The 15,207-nt window shown below is 68.1% G+C and carries 13 protein-coding genes; 3 read left to right on the top strand and 10 right to left on the bottom strand.

What is annotated here, in order from left to right:
• Window positions 1-2: 2 nt before the first annotated feature.
• Entirely contained in the window at window positions 3-1,367 is a 1,365-nt protein-coding gene (locus tag AC23D4_RS07580; RefSeq protein WP_472889655.1) for an MBL fold metallo-hydrolase, read from the bottom strand.
• Between the two features lie 158 nt (window positions 1,368-1,525).
• On the opposite strand from AC23D4_RS07580, the gene AC23D4_RS07575 reads away from it, so the two are divergent.
• Complete coding sequence (locus AC23D4_RS07575; RefSeq protein WP_472889656.1) at window positions 1,526-2,227, top strand: haloacid dehalogenase type II; 702 nt, start codon at window positions 1,526-1,528, stop codon at window positions 2,225-2,227.
• Window positions 2,228-2,250: 23 nt separating this feature from the next.
• Here the strand turns inward: AC23D4_RS07575 and AC23D4_RS07570 are convergent, their stop codons facing one another.
• Both AC23D4_RS07570 and AC23D4_RS07565 read right to left on the bottom strand, forming a co-directional pair.
• The gene (locus AC23D4_RS07570; protein ID WP_472889657.1) at window positions 2,251-3,285 is read right to left on the bottom strand and encodes a ZIP family metal transporter; all 1,035 of its coding nucleotides are present in this window, start codon (window positions 3,283-3,285) and stop codon (window positions 2,251-2,253) included.
• 136 nt (window positions 3,286-3,421) lie between these two features.
• Window positions 3,422-3,622, bottom strand: a complete 201-nt coding sequence (locus tag AC23D4_RS07565) for a hypothetical protein (protein WP_226462773.1) — start codon at window positions 3,620-3,622, stop codon at window positions 3,422-3,424.
• A 197-nt stretch (window positions 3,623-3,819) separates the two neighbouring features.
• Here AC23D4_RS07565 and AC23D4_RS07560 point away from each other — a divergent pair, with 197 nt between their 5' ends.
• Complete coding sequence (locus AC23D4_RS07560) at window positions 3,820-4,368, top strand: rhodanese-like domain-containing protein (RefSeq protein WP_472889658.1); 549 nt, start codon at window positions 3,820-3,822, stop codon at window positions 4,366-4,368.
• A 26-nt stretch (window positions 4,369-4,394) separates the two neighbouring features.
• Here the strand turns inward: AC23D4_RS07560 and AC23D4_RS07555 are convergent, their stop codons facing one another.
• The 5 genes from AC23D4_RS07555 to AC23D4_RS07535 all read right to left on the bottom strand — a co-directional run bounded on the left by AC23D4_RS07555 (window position 4,395) and on the right by AC23D4_RS07535 (window position 11,200).
• Window positions 4,395-6,020 carry a gamma-glutamyltransferase family protein gene (locus AC23D4_RS07555; protein ID WP_472889659.1) on the bottom strand — a complete coding sequence of 542 codons (1,626 nt, stop codon included), beginning with the start codon at window positions 6,018-6,020 and terminating at the stop codon, window positions 4,395-4,397.
• 131 nt (window positions 6,021-6,151) lie between these two features.
• On the bottom strand, window positions 6,152-6,775 hold the full coding sequence (locus tag AC23D4_RS07550; protein ID WP_472889660.1) for a glutathione S-transferase family protein: 624 nt from the start codon (window positions 6,773-6,775) through the stop codon (window positions 6,152-6,154).
• A 44-nt stretch (window positions 6,776-6,819) separates the two neighbouring features.
• The gene (locus AC23D4_RS07545) at window positions 6,820-9,321 is read right to left on the bottom strand and encodes an ABC transporter permease (RefSeq protein ID WP_472889661.1); all 2,502 of its coding nucleotides are present in this window, start codon (window positions 9,319-9,321) and stop codon (window positions 6,820-6,822) included.
• Entirely contained in the window at window positions 9,299-9,985 is a 687-nt protein-coding gene (locus AC23D4_RS07540) for an ABC transporter ATP-binding protein (protein WP_487623717.1), read from the bottom strand. The genes AC23D4_RS07545 and AC23D4_RS07540 overlap by 23 nt, the downstream gene beginning before the upstream one ends.
• 81 nt (window positions 9,986-10,066) lie before the next feature.
• A complete protein-coding gene (locus tag AC23D4_RS07535) occupies window positions 10,067-11,200 on the bottom strand; it encodes an NAD(P)/FAD-dependent oxidoreductase (RefSeq protein ID WP_472889663.1) in 1,134 nt (377 codons plus the stop codon).
• A 201-nt stretch (window positions 11,201-11,401) separates the two neighbouring features.
• On the opposite strand from AC23D4_RS07535, the gene AC23D4_RS07530 reads away from it, so the two are divergent.
• Entirely contained in the window at window positions 11,402-11,866 is a 465-nt protein-coding gene (locus AC23D4_RS07530; RefSeq protein ID WP_487623716.1) for a DUF1810 domain-containing protein, read from the top strand.
• Between the two features lie 102 nt (window positions 11,867-11,968).
• Here AC23D4_RS07530 and dnaJ read toward each other — a convergent pair whose 3' ends face one another.
• Together dnaJ and dnaK are read right to left on the bottom strand one after the other, a co-directional pair.
• Window positions 11,969-13,099 (bottom strand): molecular chaperone DnaJ, encoded by a 1,131-nt coding sequence (gene dnaJ / locus AC23D4_RS07525; RefSeq protein WP_472889665.1) that lies wholly within the window; start codon window positions 13,097-13,099, stop codon window positions 11,969-11,971.
• 84 nt (window positions 13,100-13,183) lie between these two features.
• Window positions 13,184-15,121, bottom strand: coding sequence for a molecular chaperone DnaK (gene dnaK, locus AC23D4_RS07520; RefSeq protein WP_472889666.1), 1,938 nt, complete (start codon window positions 15,119-15,121; stop codon window positions 13,184-13,186).
• Window positions 15,122-15,207 lie beyond the last annotated feature (86 nt).

The following is a 15,207-nucleotide window of genomic DNA, read 5'->3' as shown; positions in this document are numbered from 1 at the left end:
CTTCATGCCGCCCATGTCGAACCGTGTTCCGGCACCATGGCCTGCCAGCGCAACTCGGTCTCGATGCGGTGGCGCAGCGCGTCGGAGGCGCCCATGTCGCCGTGCGTCACGAACACGCGGCGTGGAGGTGCGGGTATGGCGCGCAGCCAGTCCATGAGCTGGCTGGCGTCGGCGTGGGCCGAAGCCGATTGCATCTGCACCACCTCGGCGCGCACGGGGACGTCCTGGCCGTGGATGCGCAGCTTGGTCGCGCCGTCCGACAGGCTGGCGCCGCGCGTGCCGGGAGCCTGGTAGCCGGTCAGCACGACCATGTTGCGGTGGTGGCCGAGGTACTGCACCAGGTGGTGCAGCACGCGCCCGCCCGTGGCCATGCCGGCCGCGGCCAGCACGATCTTGGGGCCGTGTTGCATCGCAATGGCCTTGGACTCATCGGCGCTGCGCGTCATCTTGGCCACGTGCTCCATGTCGCGGCATTGCGCGGCGTTCAACCGGTGTTCGCCGATGTGGCGGTCGTACAGGTCGGTGGTGTGGATGGCCATGGGGCTGTCCAGGTACACCGGCAGGCTGTGCGGCAGAACGCCGTTGGCCTTGAGCAGCACGATGGCGTGCAGGATCTCCTGCGCGCGGCCCACGGCAAACACCGGCACCACGGCCGTGCCGCCGCGCGCGGCCACGCGCGCCAGCGCCGGGCCGAGTTCGGCGAGCACATCTTCCTCCGGGTGCTCGCGATCGCCGTAGGTGGACTCGACCACCACCACGTCCGCCGCGGGCGGCTTGTCGGGCGGGTTCATGAGCGAATCGTCGGGCCGGCCCAGGTCGCCCGAGAACAGGATGCGCTTGCCACCCACTTCCAGCAGCAGGCTGGCCGCGCCGAGGATGTGGCCCGCGCTGGTGAAGCTCGCCTTCCAGCCGTGCAGCGGTTCAAAGACCTGGTGCATGGGCACGGTGCGGATCAGTTTCAGACTGTCCAGAGCATCGCTTTCGGTGTAGAGCGGCAGCGCGGGCGCGTGTTTGCTGAAACCTTTGCGGTTGGCGAAATTGGCGTCTTCTTCCTGGATGTGGCCGCTGTCGGGCAGCAGGATCTGCGCGAGGTCGCGCGTGGCGGGTGTGGCCCAGACCTTGCCGCGAAAACCCTCCTTGGCCAGCAGCGGCAGGTACCCGCTGTGGTCCAGGTGCGCGTGCGTCAGGATCACGGCGCCGATGTGGTTGGGCATCACCGGTAGCGGGTCGCGGTTGCGCAGGCGCAGCTGTTTATAGCCCTGGAACAGGCCGCAGTCCACGAGCACGCTCTGACCGTTGAATTCAACGAGGTACTTGGAGCCGGTGACGGTGCCGGCCGCGCCGAGGAATCGGATGTGTACATTCATGCGAACCATCTTACCCCTCGGGTGCGGGGAACCCCTGCATGCGCAGGGCACCAACAGGGCTTTGGCATTCCGGGTCGCACCGCTCAGAATGCGGGATCACGTGGCCCGATTCCGCTGAATCGGCGCACCTCGAAACACCCCACACCGGAGCCCGATTCATGCCCATTCAGGCGGTTGTTTTTGATGCCTACGGCACCCTGTTCGACGTGTATTCGATCGGCGCACTGGCCGAGCGCCTGTACCCCGGCCAGGGTGCGGCGATCTCGACCCTGTGGCGCGACAAGCAGATCGAATACACGCGCCTGATTTCGCTGTCGGACCCCGACGGCGAAAACGGCAGCCGCCACTACCGGCCGTTCTGGGACCTGACCCGCCAGGCCTTGCGCTACGCCCTGCAGCGGCTGGGCCTGCCGCTGTCGGACGCGCACGAAGATGCGCTGATGGCGCAGTACGCACAGCTCACCGCCTTTCCGGAAAACCACGGTGTCCTGCAGACCCTGCGCGAGCGCGGCATGACGACCGCGATCCTCTCCAACGGCAACCCCGAGATGCTGGCCTCGGCCGTGCAGAGCGCGGGCATGACCGATCTGCTGGACCATGTGATCTCGGTTGACGGCGTGCGCCAGTTCAAGACCATGCCGGTGGCGTATGCCGAGGTGGCCCGCCACATCGCGGCGGAGAAGGCGGATGTGCTGTTCGTCTCCAGCAACGCGTGGGACGTGCTCGGCGCCACCTGGTTCGGCTTCACCACCCTGTGGATCAACCGCCAGGGCCTGCCTTTCGAGACCATCGGACGGCGGCCCGACCACACCGGCGCTGACCTGACGGCGGTGCTGGACGTGCTGGGCCCCGCGCCTTGAGGTTTTGACCCGGCGGCCAACGGTCAGCCCAGGCTGGCGTCCAGCATCAGCATGAAGATGAAGCCCGCCATCAACGTGATGGAGGCCATGCCTTCGAAGCCGTTGCGGTGCGTCTCGGGAATGATCTCGTGGCTCACGACGAAGATCATCGCGCCCGCGGCCACCGCGAGACCGATGGGGTAGAAGGCCGGCAGGCTGCCGAGCAGGGCCAGGCCCGTGATCGCGCCGAAGGGCTCGGCCAGGCCCGAGAGCGCGGCCACCGCCCACGACCTGCCCGCGCTCTGGCCCAGCGTGCGCAAGGCCATCGCCACGATCAGGCCTTCGGGCATGTTCTGCAGGCCGATCGCCAAGGCCACCGAGGCGCCCGCGTTCACCGGATCGCCGCCGTCCACGCCGAGCGCCGTGCCTGCGTAGGCCGCGCCCACCGCCAGGCCCTCGGGCACGTTGTGGATCAGGATGGCCAGCACCATGAGCCAGGCGCGCTGGGTGGCGCCCGGGTCGCGGCCGTCGGCCGTGGTCCATTGCGCGGCGTGGCCGGTGGCGGCCGGGGGCAACACCGCGTGTTCGTGCGGCAGGGCGCGGTCGATGCCGATCATCAGCAACATGCCCAGCGATAGGCCGATGGCGGTGAGCCCGGCGGCGCCGGTGCGCGCCGAGCCGGTGGCGGCGAGCAGGGCCTGCCCCGCATCGATGGACGGCAGGAGCAGGGCAAAGATGGCGGCGGCCAGCATCACACCCGCGACGAACGACATGAGTGCCGACTCCTGGCGTTTGCTCACGCGTTGCACCAGGAACACCGGCAAGGCGCCCACCGCGGTGGCCAGCGCAGCGAGCAGCGACGCCTGCACGCCCGCCGTCATGGCGCTGCTGGCGCCGGTGGCGTCCCACCAGACGCGGGTGGGTGCCCAGAAGGTGCTGCCTGCCGCCAGCCCGGCCATCAGCAGCAGGCCGGCAGACAGAGCGAACAGGGCGTTGCGCAGCGCATGCGGTGGCACCGGCAGCTCCAGGCGCTGCATCTGGAACCACACGGGCTGGATCTGGCGGATGAGGGCGGTCATGGCGGGCTCCTGGGGTCGGACAATCGGGGTTGATGGATAGTTTGACAAAAACTATCAAAGAGAGCCATTCGATTGTCTTGATGGAGGCCATAGCCGCCGCGTGGTGAGCGGGCATGAGCGAAAGACTCTCAGCCTTTCACGCCATGGTCACCGCGACGAAGGCCAGCATGAAGATCAGCAAGGCCGCCATGCCGGGCAGGATGAGCGGCATGTAGTGGATGACTCCCTCAAGGATGTCTTCCGCCTGCTCTTCGGCGTACGCGCGCAACTCCGGGTCTGAATATTCCAGCGGGTGGTTGGACATCGCCTGGTCTGGGGGTGGGTGGATGTGTTGCATGGCAATCTCCTTGAAAAGGTTCACCGGCCATGCGGCTGTCGCTGCCTGTTTGAGCCAACGGCGATGTCGCAATCGCAGCCTGATCCGAGCGCGGGCCCGCGTCAACCGCGTCGGCGTTGTGGCCTTTTTCTTTTCAGATGGCGCAGCGGTCCAGCCAGCCCCAGCCAGATCCAGCCGCTGGCCAGCGCGGGGGCCTTGTGTATCAGACCCGTTGCGCGCTCAGGCAGAATATCCAGCGCGGCTGCGCGTTTGCATCCGCATTGATGCTGGGCCGCACGATGAACATGGATGACGCTATCTCCGAAGAGGAACTGGCCGCCCTCGAAGTGACGCTGCCCACCGCGCTGGAGCTTTGCCGGCTGGGACTGGCCTCGATGATCGACATTCGTCAGACCTTCGAGATCGAGATGAAAGGCGCCATCCCGGACAGCGTGCACATCCCGTTGTTCGAGGTCAAGCGCATGCTCGGCCACACCTTGACCGAGGACGAGCAGGACATCCTGGACGCGGGCAAGCCGAAGGACATGGATGCCATGTCGTTCTTTTCAATGATCAATCAGTTGCACCACGCGCGCGATCACTTGCTGCTGTGTGTCTGCAACAGCGGGCGGAGAAGCCTCGCCGCCGCATCGCTGCTTCGCTCACTGGGCTATCCGAAGGCCTTGTCGGTGGCCGGTGGCTTCCAGGCTTGGAAAAAGCTGAATGATGTGGCGCTGAAAACGGCACCGCCATCCTCTGCAAGCTGAGTGGCGAAGCCGCCGGGATACGCCCCTCAAAATCCCACCGCCTGCCCGTCGCGCCGCGGGTCGCTCGCCGCCACGTAGCCTTCGCTCGCCGGGTCGCCAAGGCGCCAGATGAACTGCCCCGCGCCGAAGTCCTGGTAGGGGTCGTCGATCAGGCGCGTCTGGTGGCCCAGGTCTTTCAGGCCCTGCACCGTGGCCGGGTCCATGGCGGATTCGACGTTGATGTGCAGTCCGGCGTCGAAGCGCCAGCGCGGCGCATCGCACGCTGACTGGAGGCTCTGGCCGTGGTCGAGCAAACGCACGAGCGTCTGCACGTGGCCCTGCGGCTGCATGTTGGCGCCCATGACGCCGTAGCTCATCACCGGTTGCCCGTCTTTCGTGAGGAAGGCCGGCACGATGGTGTGGAAGGGACGCTTGCCCGGTGCCACCAGGTTGGCCGTGTTGCGACCCGGGCTGGCCTGCAGGTTGAAGCCGTGACCGCGGTTCTGCAGGCTGATGCCATACAACGGCTCCACCGCGCCGGAGCCGAAGCCCATGTAATTGCTCTGGATGAAACTGACCATCATGCCGCGCTCGTCGGCGGCGCTCAGGTACACCGTGCCGCCCTGGGCGGGGTTGCCGGCGCCGAAGTCCTGCGCGCGCTGCGGGTCGATCAGCCTGGCGCGTTCGCGCAGGTAGGCGGGGTCGAGCATCTGTTCGCTGCTCACGGCCATCGCGCCGGGCTCGGCCACGTAGCGGTAGACGTCGGCGAAGGCGAGCTTCATGGCATCGATCTGCAGGTGTTGCGCGGCCACGCTGTCGACCCTCGTCGCCGCGAGGTCGAAGTTCGAGAGGATGCCCAGCGCGATCAGCGCGGCGATGCCCTGGCCGTTGGGCGGGATCTCGTGCAGCGTGTGGCCGCGGTAGTCCTGGCCGATGGGCGCGACCCACTCGGGGTGGAAGGCCGCCAGGTCGGCCTCGGTGAGCGCGCCGCCGTGCTGTGCCGAAAAGCGCGCCAGCGCCTGCGCGATGGGGCCGCGGTAGAAGGCCTCGCCTCTGGATTCGGCGATGGCGCGCAGGCCGCGCGCGGCGGCCGGGAAGCGGAACAGTTCGCCCACCTGGGGCGCGCGGCCCCAGGGCAAAAAGTGCTCGGCAAAGCCGGGCTGGCCCTGCAGCTCGGGCGTGGCCGCGGCCCATTTCTGCCGCACCACCACCGGCACCGCATAGCCTCGCTCGGCCAGTTCGATCGCCGGTTGCATCAGGTCGGCGAACGGCAGTTTTCCGAAGCGTTCGCTCAGGGCCGCCCAGCCGGCCACGGCGCCGGGCACGGTGACCGAATCGATCCCGCGCTTCGGGGGCGTGAGTGCGTCGCTGCCGTGCTTGCGGTGGAAGTAGCCCGGCGTCCAGGCCGTCGGCGCGGTGCCGGAGGCGTTGAGGCCGTGCAGTTGCTGCCCGTCCCAGAGGATGCAGAACGCGTCCGACCCCAGCCCGTTGCTCACCGGCTCGGTGATGGTGAGCGCGGCCGCCGCGGCGATGGCCGCGTCCACCGCGTTGCCGCCTTGCAGCAGCATGCGCAACCCGGCCTGCGCGGCCAACGGGTGCGAGGTGCTGACGATGTTGCGCGCGAACAGCGGCAGGCGGGTGCTGGGGTAGCCGTGGGTGTTCTGCAGGTTCATGGGCTTGGGTCGATGCGGGGCAGCTCCCACGCGCGGGTGCCACCGAAGTGTGGAAGCGGTGCGCCGGCCCAATGGACGCTGGCGCAGGGTTCTTGGCGCGGAGCGTTCAAGCGTTGACCCTGGGGTGTGTTTCAGGCGTAGTCGTATTCGCCGCCTTTTTCCAGCGCGCGCTGGTAAGCGGGGCGGGCATGGATCTTCTTGAGCCAAGCCATGGTGGCCGGCCGCGAGGAGCCCAGGCCGGCCCGTGACACGGCCGCCTCAAGGGGGAAGCTCATCATGATGTCGGCCGCGCTGATGGCTTTGCCCGCAAACCAGGGCCGCGAGGCCAGTTCCTGTTCGATGTAGTCCAGGTGCACGTCCACCATGGGCTGGATGCGCTTGAGCGCGATCTTGCCCATCAGCGGCACCTTGCCCATGGCCAGCATCAGCAGCAGCATGGGCATGACCGAACCTTCGGCGTAGTGCAGGAACTGGCGGTAGCGGCGCAGGCCTTCACCGCTGTCGCCGGGGCCGAGGCGGGCGGTCTTCTCGACCAGGTACTCGCAGATCGCGCCGGTTTCCACCAGCTTGATCCGACCGTCTTCCAGCACCGGCGACTTGCCCAGCGGGTGCACCTGCCTGAGCTCGGGTGGTGCGAGCATGGTGCGAGGGTCGCGCTGGTAGGCGCGGATTTCGTAGGGCAGTTCCAGCTCTTCGAGCATCCAGAGCAGGCGCTGCGAGCGGGAATTGTTCAGGTGGTGGACGATGAGGCTCATGGCGGGGCGTTGACGATGGGGAACACACATTGTGGAGCTATCGCTCAGCCCCCGCTGCGCAGCAGCATGGCCGGGTTCAGCCGCATCTGCCGCAGCAGGTAGCGCGCGCCCAGACCGAGGCTGACAACGCTCACGCCCAGCGCCGTGAGCGCGCCGGCCCAGTAGAGGCCGGCCGGGTCCAGGTCCAGGCGCCAGCGCAGCAGGCCGGTGGCGAGTGCGCTGCCGGCGAGCAGGGCGAAGGCGGCGGTGACCGCGGCGAGCACCGCGTATTCCCACACCAGCACGCGCCGCAGGCTGGAGAGCCGCGCGCCCAGCGCGTGCATCACCGTGGCGTCGAACACTTGGCGGCTGCGGCTGGCCGCGACCACGCTGGCGAGCACCAGCAGGCTGGCCGCCAGGCAGACCCCGGCCACCACCGCCAGCCCGGTGCTGGCGCGGCCCATGAGCGCGCGGGTTTCGCGCAGCATGGACTCGGTGCGCACGCTGACGATGTTGGGCGCCGCCGCGGCCAGCCGGTCCTGGGCGGCCAGGGCTTCGCCGGCCGGCAGCCAGGCCGCGCCCACATGGCGCGTGATGAAGGGGTCGAGCACGCCGTCGCTGAAGATGGCTTCGAGCCACAGGCGCGACTGCATGCGCCGCTGGCTGTAGATGGCGGCGACCGTGGCCTCCACCGGTGTGCCCATGATGTCGAAACGCAGCCGGTCGCCGACCTTCAGGCCCAGCTGGTCGGCCTCGCGGTCTTCCATCGCCACCAGCGGTTCGCCGGTGTGGCCCTCGGGCCACCAGGCACCGCGCTGGACCACGACGTCGTCGATGTTGCCGCTGCGGTTGCTGAGCTTCTGTTCGTCGCGCGCTTCGCGCATCCGTTCGCCGTCGCCGCTCTCGCGCAGCGCCTCACCGTTCACCGCCGCCAGCCGGCCCAGCACCAGCGGCGCGGTCAGCACGCGCTGCAGACCGGGCGCGGCCTGCAGCGTCGCGCGCAGGGTGTCGATCTGTTCGGTCTGCACGTCGTAGAACACCAGCGCCGGCGCGTTCGCCGGCACGGTGTCGTTCACGGTGCGCAGCAGCGTGGCCACCACCAGGGTGCAGGCCACCAGCAGGGTGAGCGCCGAGCCGAGCGAGAGCAAGGCGGCGCGCAGCGGCGAGGCCGGTTGCTGCAGGCCGGCCAGCGCGAGCTGCAGTTCCAGCGGCAGCCGACCGGCCTGCAGCCGCGCGGCCCAGCGCTTGAGCCCGCGCGTGATGGCTTCCAGCAGCACCAGCAGCACCGCCGTGGCGAGCACGAAGGCGAGCCCGAAGCGCGGATCGGGCAGGGTGAGCACCAGCGCCGCCACCAGCAGCAGCGCCACGCCCGCGGTGAGCCACCAGGTGCGGCGCGGCGTCTGCAGCGTGATGCCGCTCACGCCGCGGAACAGCGCCGCCGGCGTGACCGACAGCGCCCGCCCCAGCGCCGGCAGCGCAAAGGCCACCGCCGTCAGCACACCAAAGCCCAGCGCCACCAGCGAGGGCATCCACAGCCCGGCCAGCAGCACCGACATCGGCAGGCGATCGGCCGTGGCGTAGGCGCCGGCCAGCGCCAGCGCGTTGCCCAGCAACACACCCGCGCCACTGGCCAGCAGCGCCAGCATCACGATCTGCAGCAGCACCATCGCCGCCAGCCGGCCGTCGCGCAGGCCCAGCGCGCGCAGCGTGGCCAGCGATGTGAGCTTGCCCTGCAGGTAGGCCTGCACGCTGTTGAACACGCCCAGGCCGCCGATGAACAGTGCCGAGAACCCGATCAGCAGCAGGCCCGAGCCGATCTGCCCCAGCACCTCGGCCATGCGCGCGCTGCGCTCGTCGAAGGTCTGCACCTCGGCGTCCAGCGCCGGGAAGGCGGCCATGAAACGGTCGCGCCACAACGCCGGAGGCTCGTCGCTGCGCACGCGGTAGTGGTATTCGACGCGGCTGAGCGGCTGCACCAGGCCGGTGGCCAACAGCGCGCCGTCGGCCACCAGCACCGGGGCGCCGCCCCAGTCGGCGCGCAGGCTGCGGTCGGGCTGGCGCGTGATGAGGGCGCGCACTTCGAGGTTGAGGTCGCCGATGTGAATGCGGTCGCCGGGCGCCAGGCCCAGGCGCTGCGCCAGCGCGCCGTCGATCGCAGCGCCCCAGTCGGGGCCGCGCAGCGCATCCGCCAGCGTGCCGGCGGGTGAGAGCGTCACCGTGCCGTAGAGCGGGTAAGCGCTGTCGGTGCTCTGCAGTTCGATCAGTTGCGAGCGGCCGTCGGCGGTGCGCAGCATGGTGCGCAGTTCCACCAGCCGCGAGACCGTGGCACCCTGCTGCATCCAGGCCAGCGCGTCGGCGGGCAGCGGTTGCGTGTGTTCCACTTCCACGTCGCCGCCGAAGAGCAGGCGCGCGTCGTTGCGCAGCGCGTCGGCCACCTGGCGGTAGAGCCCGCCGCCCGCGGCCACCAGCGACACGCCAAGCACCAGGCAGGCGACAAAGATCCACAGGCTGCGTCCGCTGGCGCGCAGGTCGCGCCAGGCGAGTTCAAGCAGGAAGCGCATGGACATCGCGGGCCTCCCCGGTGGCCGGTGCCGGCGTTTCGTGCAGCTTCCCGTCGTGCAGGCGCAGCACGCGGTCGCAGCGGGCGGCGAACTCCAGGTCGTGCGTGACGAGCACCAGCGTCGTGCCGAGGTCGTGGTTCAGTTCGAACAGCAGCTCGCGCACCGACTCGGCGGTCTGGTCGTCCAGGTTGCCGGTGGGTTCGTCGGCCAGCAGCAGGCGCGGGCGGTGCACCAGTGCGCGCGCAATCGCCACGCGTTGTTGCTCGCCGCCGGAGAGCTGGCTCGGGTAGTGCGTCAGCCGGTCGGCCAGGCCCACGCGGGCGAGCATGGCGCGGGCCGCGTCGCGCGCATCGCGCCGCCCGGCCATCTGCAGCGGCAGGGCCACGTTGTCGAGCGCGCTCAGGCTGGCGAGCAGGTGAAAACTCTGGAACACGATGCCGATGCGGTCGCGCCGCAGATCGGCCAGGCCGTCGGCGTCCAGCGTGGCGAGGTCCACCCCGTCGATCACCACCCGCCCGCCGCTCGGCCGCTCCAGCCCGGAGAAGAGCAACAGCAGCGAGGTCTTGCCCGAACCCGAAGGCCCGGCGATCGCCACCCGCGTGCCGGCCTCGATGCGGAGATTGACCCCGCGCAGCACGTCGACCCGCGTGTGCGCCAGGGGGTAGGACATGCTGAGGTCGTGGGTTTCGATGAGGGGGGGCGGTGTGGGCATGGGCGGTGTGAGCGTGGGGTGCGGGTTAGGTTCCCAGGCTCAGTCTCGCAGCCGCCCGGGTGAGAGCATCGCCGCGGTCAAGCCACAGGCGCTGATGTGCGCCGGCAGTGGCCACCCGCGCGCCAGCGCCGCGCAGGCCTCGCCCATCGCCGCACTGGTCTGGATGCCGTAGCCGCCTTGCGCCGCACACCAGAAGAAGCCGGGCGCGCTCGCATCGAAGCCACCCACCAGCTCGCCATCGGCCACGAAGGAGCGCAGGCCGGCCCAGGTGTGCGTGGGGCGCGGCGTGAGCGTGGTCCAGGTCTCGATGGCATGCAGGCCGAGCGCGATGTCCAGCTCTTCGGGCTGCACGTCCTGCGGCACGGTCGGGTCGGCGTTGACGGGCGAGGCGAGCAGGGCGCCCGCGTCGGGCTTCATGTAGAAGCTCTCGTCGGCGGCGAGCAGCAGCGGCCAGTGCGCCGTGTCCACGCCGGCCGGGGGCGCGAAGGTGAAGGCCGTGCGGCGTTTGGGCACCAGGCCGATGGGCGCCACACCGGCCAGACCGGCGATGGCGTCGCACCACGCGCCGGCGGCGTTGATCAGCACCGGCGCTGTGTATTCGGCACCGGCTGCGGTGCGCACGCGCCAGAGATCGCCTGTTCGATCAATGAACACCACTTCCGCATCCGTTACCAGCTCGCCACCCGCGCGCTGGAAGCCGCGCAGGTAACCCTGGTGGATGGCGTGCACGTCCATGTCGAAGCTGTCGGGCTCGTAGATCGCCGCGCTCACCTTCCCGGGCCGCAGCGCCGGCACCATGGTCAGCGCTTCGTCGGCGCCCAGCCAGCGGCCCCGGGGGCTGATGGCCTTGAGCACGTCCCAGGCTTCTTGCAGATGGGGCAGCTCGGCCTCGCCGGCCACCGTGAGCAGACCGCGCGGCGTGAGCAGCGGCGCGCTGGCAAAGCCATCGGGCGGGTGCTGGAAGAAAGGTTCGCTCGCCCGGGAGAGCGCACGCACCTGGGGCGGCCCGTAGCTGGCGATGAACTGTGCCGCCGAACGCCCGGTGCTGTGGTAGCCCGGCTGGCTCTCGCGTTCCAGCATGGCGCAGCGGCCGTGCGGTGCGAGGAAGTGGCCGGTGGAGGCGCCCGCGATGCCGGCGCCGAGGATGATGAAGTCGTGCGTTGGGGTGCTCATGCCCGGCATGTTACGGCGCGCCGGATTGGCCTGGTGCTGGTGTGGACCCACTGCGCAGGCGGTCGGGCGAAGTGCTTGGGGTGTTCGTTGTCATGGGCGGGTGGGTGGTCTGGATGAACCACCGAGAGGACCCTGCCGAGCAGCGCCCGTCGTTGGCTACACTGGCCTCTCCGGCGCCGGGAGAAACCGCTCCAGGTCACCTTGAATCCTGCAACGCCTTCGTCAACCACCACCGGCATGCACGATCCGTTCAACCTCCAGCGTTTCATCGACGCCCAGTCCGGCGTCCATGAAGCCGCGCTCGCCGAGCTGAACCAGGGTCGCAAGCAGACCCACTGGATCTGGTTCGTGCTGCCCCAGCTCCGCGGTCTGGGGAACAGCCACCACGCCCAGTTCTACGGCATCAGCGGCAAGGCCGAAGCGGCGGCCTATCTGGCCCATCCGATGCTGGGCCCACGGCTGATCGAATGCATCCGCGCGATCAGCCACCACGTTGGGCAGAGCGCCGAGTCCATCCTCGGCCCCATTGACGCTCTCAAGTTACGCAGCTGCCTGACGCTGTTCGAGGCGGTCTCACCGGAAACACCCGAGTTCTCCGCCGCGTTGCGGCAGTTCTTCAGTGGTACCCGCTGCCCGAAGACGCTGGGGTTGCTGGCTGATGGGTAGAAGGAGTCGGTGAGCAGGTCCGCGGGTTGATCGGATGAAAACAAAAAAAAGGGGCGACGGTCACCCGTCGCCCCTTTGTTTTTCTGAACCGCTCAGCCGAAATCAGGCGAAGAAGCTCTTCGCCTTTTCAAACCAGCCCTTGTCGTTCGGGCTGTGCTTGTGGCCGCCCTTCTTGAACGACTCGTCGAGTTCCTTGAGCAGCTTGCGCTGGTGCTCGGTCAGCTTGACCGGCGTCTCGACCGCCACGTGGCAGTACAGGTCGCCGGGGTAGCTGCTGCGCACGCCCTTGACGCCCTTGCCGCGCAGGCGGAAGGTCTTGCCGCTCTGTGTGCCTTCGGGCAGGTCGATGGTGGCTTTGCCTTGCAGCGTGGGCACGTCGATCTCGCCGCCGAGGGAGGCGGTGGTCATGGGGACGGGCACCTGGCAGTGCAGGTCGTCGCCCTCGCGCTCGAAGATGTCGTGCTTGCGCAGGCGGATCTCGATGTAGAGGTCACCCGACGGGCCGCCGTTCTGGCCCGGCTCGCCGTTGCCGCTGCTGCGGATGCGCTGGCCGTCGTCGATGCCGGCGGGGATCTTGATCTCCAGCGTCTTCTGCTTCTTGATCTTGCCCTGGCCGTGGCAGCTGGTGCAGGGCTCGGGAATGATCTTGCCGCTGCCGTGGCAGTGCGGGCAGGTCTGCTGCACGCTGAAGAAGCCCTGGCGCATCTGCACGACACCCTGGCCGTGGCAGGTGGTGCAGGTCTTGACGCTGGTGCCGGGCTTGGCGCCGGTGCCCTTGCAGCTTTCGCAGTCGTCCCACGAAGGTATCTTGATCTGGGCCTCCTTGCCGGTGGCGGCCTCTTCGAGGCTGATTTCCATGGCGTAGGACAGGTCCGAACCGCGGTAGACCTGGCGGCCGTTGCGCTGGCCGCGGGCACCGCCAAAAATGTCACCAAAGATGTCGCCGAACGCGCCCGAGAAGCCGTCGAAGCCCTCGGCGCCCGGGCCGCCGCGCATGTTGGGGTCCACGCCGGCGTGGCCGTGCTGGTCGTAGGCCGCCTTCTTTTGCGGGTCCGACAGCATTTCGTAGGCCTCTTTGGCCTCCTTGAACCGTTCTTCGGCGGCCTTGGCCGCATCACCCTGGTTGCGGTCCGGGTGGTGCTTCATCGCCAGCTTGCGATACGCCTTCTTGATTTCGTCGTCCGAGGCGTTCTTGGGCACGCCCAGCACTTCGTAAAAATCGCGTTTAGCCATGGTCTTTTGCAGATCTGTTTGAACACAAACGCCGCGTCGGGTTGCCCGGACGCGGCGGCGGCTTGAAAGCCATCGAAATGGCGATCAGCCCTTCTTCACTTCTTTCACTTCGGCGTCAACGATGTCGTCGTCGGCCGCGGCCTTGCTGGCGCTCTCCTGGCTGGCGCCTTCGCTGGCGCCCGCTGCGGCGGCCTCAGCCTGCGATGCGGCGTAGACCTTTTCGCCCAGCTTCTGGCTGGCGCTCATGAGCGTTTCGGTCTTGGACTCGATGGCTTCCTTGTCTTCGCCCTTGAGCGCCTCTTCCACGTCCTTGATCGCGGCTTCGATGGCGTCTTTTTCGCCGCTGTCGAGCTTGTCACCGTGTTCGCCCAGCGACTTCTTCACGCTGTGCACCATGGCTTCGCCCTGGTTGCGGGCCTGCACGAGTTCGACCTTTTTCTTGTCGTCGGCGGCGTTGAGCTCGGCGTCTTTCACCATCTGCTGGATCTCGGCTTCGGACAGGCCCGAGTTCGCCTTGATGGTGATCTTGTTTTCCTTGCCGGTGCCCTTGTCCTTGGCGCCCACGTGCAGGATGCCGTTGGCGTCGATGTCGAACGACACTTCGATCTGCGGCATGCCGCGCGGCGAGGCCGGAATGCCTTCGAGGTTGAACTCGCCCAGCGCCTTGTTGCCGGAAGCGATCTCGCGCTCGCCCTGGTACACCTTGATGGTCACGGCCGGCTGGTTGTCTTCGGCGGTGGAGAACACCTGGCTGAACTTGGTCGGGATCGTGGTGTTCTTCTGGATCATCTTGGTCATGACACCGCCCATGGTCTCGATGCCCAGGGAGAGCGGGGTCACGTCCAGCAGCAGCACGTCCTTGCGGTCACCCGAGAGCACCTGGCCCTGGATGGCAGCACCCACGGCCACGGCTTCGTCGGGGTTCACGTCCTTGCGCGGCTCCTTGCCGAAAAACTCTTTCACCTTTTCCTGCACCTTGGGCATGCGGGTCATGCCGCCGACCAGGATCACGTCGTGGATGTCACCCACGCTGATGCCGGCGTCCTTGATCGCCATGCGGCAAGGGGCGATGGTGCGCTCGACCAGCTCTTCCACCAGGGCTTCGAGCTTGGCGCGCGTGAGCTTGATGTTGAGGTGCTTCGGGCCCGATGCGTCGGCCGTGATGTAGGGCAGGTTCAGGTCGGTCGCGGCCGAGCTGGACAGTTCGATCTTGGCTTTTTCAGCGGCTTCCTTCAGGCGCTGCAGGGCCAGCACGTCTTTGGTCAGGTCAACGCCCTGTTCTTTCTTGAACTCGGTGACGATGTAATCGATGATGCGCTGGTCGAAGTCTTCGCCGCCCAGGAAGGTGTCGCCGTTGGTGGACAGCACTTCGAACTGCTTCTCGCCATCGACGTCGGCGATTTCGATGATGGACACGTCGAAGGTGCCGCCACCCAGGTCGTACACAGCGATCTTGCGGTCGCCCTTTTCCTGCTTGTCCAGGCCGAAGGCCAGGGCCGCAGCGGTGGGCTCGTTGATGATGCGCTTGACGTCGAGGCCGGCGATGCGACCGGCGTCCTTGGTGGCCTGGCGCTGGGCGTCGTTGAAGTAGGCCGGCACCGTGATCACGGCTTCGGTCACGGGCTCACCCAGGTAGTCCTCGGCGGTCTTCTTCATCTTGCGCAGGATGTCGGCGCTGACCTGCTGGGCCGAGATCTGCTTGCCGCGCACTTCCACCCAGGCGTCGCCGTTGTCGGCGGCCACGATGGAGTAGGGCATGAGGTCGATGTCCTTCTGGACTTCTTTCTCGGTGAACTTGCGGCCGATCAGGCGCTTGATCGCGTAGAGCGTGTTCTTGGGGTTGGTCACGGCCTGGCGCTTGGCGGACGCGCCGACCAGCACCTCACCGTCTTCCTGGTAGGCCACGATCGACGGCGTGGTGCGCGCACCTTCCGAGTTCTCGATCACCTTGGTGGTGTTGCCTTCCATGATGGACACGCACGAGTTGGTGGTGCCCAGGTCGATGCCGATGATTTTTCCCATTTGTGTGCTCCGGTTCTAAAAAGTGAATGTTGAAAAGGGTGTGGATGCGGCGTGCATCCCTTGTGGAAGATGTGTGGATAACTCAG

Source organism: Hydrogenophaga sp. L76 (assembly GCF_057654755.1).
The sequence above is the reverse complement of the archived record's forward strand: the minus strand, read 5'-3'. Positions and strand labels throughout refer to the sequence as shown.

What these genes read in the sequence shown, in the direction of transcription:
- AC23D4_RS07580 (WP_472889655.1), bottom strand. Translation starts at nt 1,367, where the DNA reads ATGAATGTACACATCCGATTCCTCGGCGCGGCCGGCACCGTCACCGGC.
- AC23D4_RS07575 (WP_472889656.1), top strand. Translation starts at nt 1,526, where the DNA reads ATGCCCATTCAGGCGGTTGTTTTTGATGCCTACGGCACCCTGTTCGAC.
- AC23D4_RS07570 (WP_472889657.1), bottom strand. Translation starts at nt 3,285, where the DNA reads ATGACCGCCCTCATCCGCCAGATCCAGCCCGTGTGGTTCCAGATGCAG.
- AC23D4_RS07565 (WP_226462773.1), bottom strand. Translation starts at nt 3,622, where the DNA reads ATGCAACACATCCACCCACCCCCAGACCAGGCGATGTCCAACCACCCG.
- AC23D4_RS07555 (WP_472889659.1), bottom strand. Translation starts at nt 6,020, where the DNA reads ATGAACCTGCAGAACACCCACGGCTACCCCAGCACCCGCCTGCCGCTG.
- AC23D4_RS07550 (WP_472889660.1), bottom strand. Translation starts at nt 6,775, where the DNA reads ATGAGCCTCATCGTCCACCACCTGAACAATTCCCGCTCGCAGCGCCTG.
- AC23D4_RS07545 (WP_472889661.1), bottom strand. Translation starts at nt 9,321, where the DNA reads ATGTCCATGCGCTTCCTGCTTGAACTCGCCTGGCGCGACCTGCGCGCC.
- AC23D4_RS07540 (WP_487623717.1), bottom strand. Translation starts at nt 9,985, where the DNA reads ATGTCCTACCCCCTGGCGCACACGCGGGTCGACGTGCTGCGCGGGGTC.
- AC23D4_RS07535 (WP_472889663.1), bottom strand. Translation starts at nt 11,200, where the DNA reads ATGAGCACCCCAACGCACGACTTCATCATCCTCGGCGCCGGCATCGCG.
- dnaJ (WP_472889665.1), bottom strand. Translation starts at nt 13,099, where the DNA reads ATGGCTAAACGCGATTTTTACGAAGTGCTGGGCGTGCCCAAGAACGCC.
- dnaK (WP_472889666.1), bottom strand. Translation starts at nt 15,121, where the DNA reads ATGGGAAAAATCATCGGCATCGACCTGGGCACCACCAACTCGTGCGTG.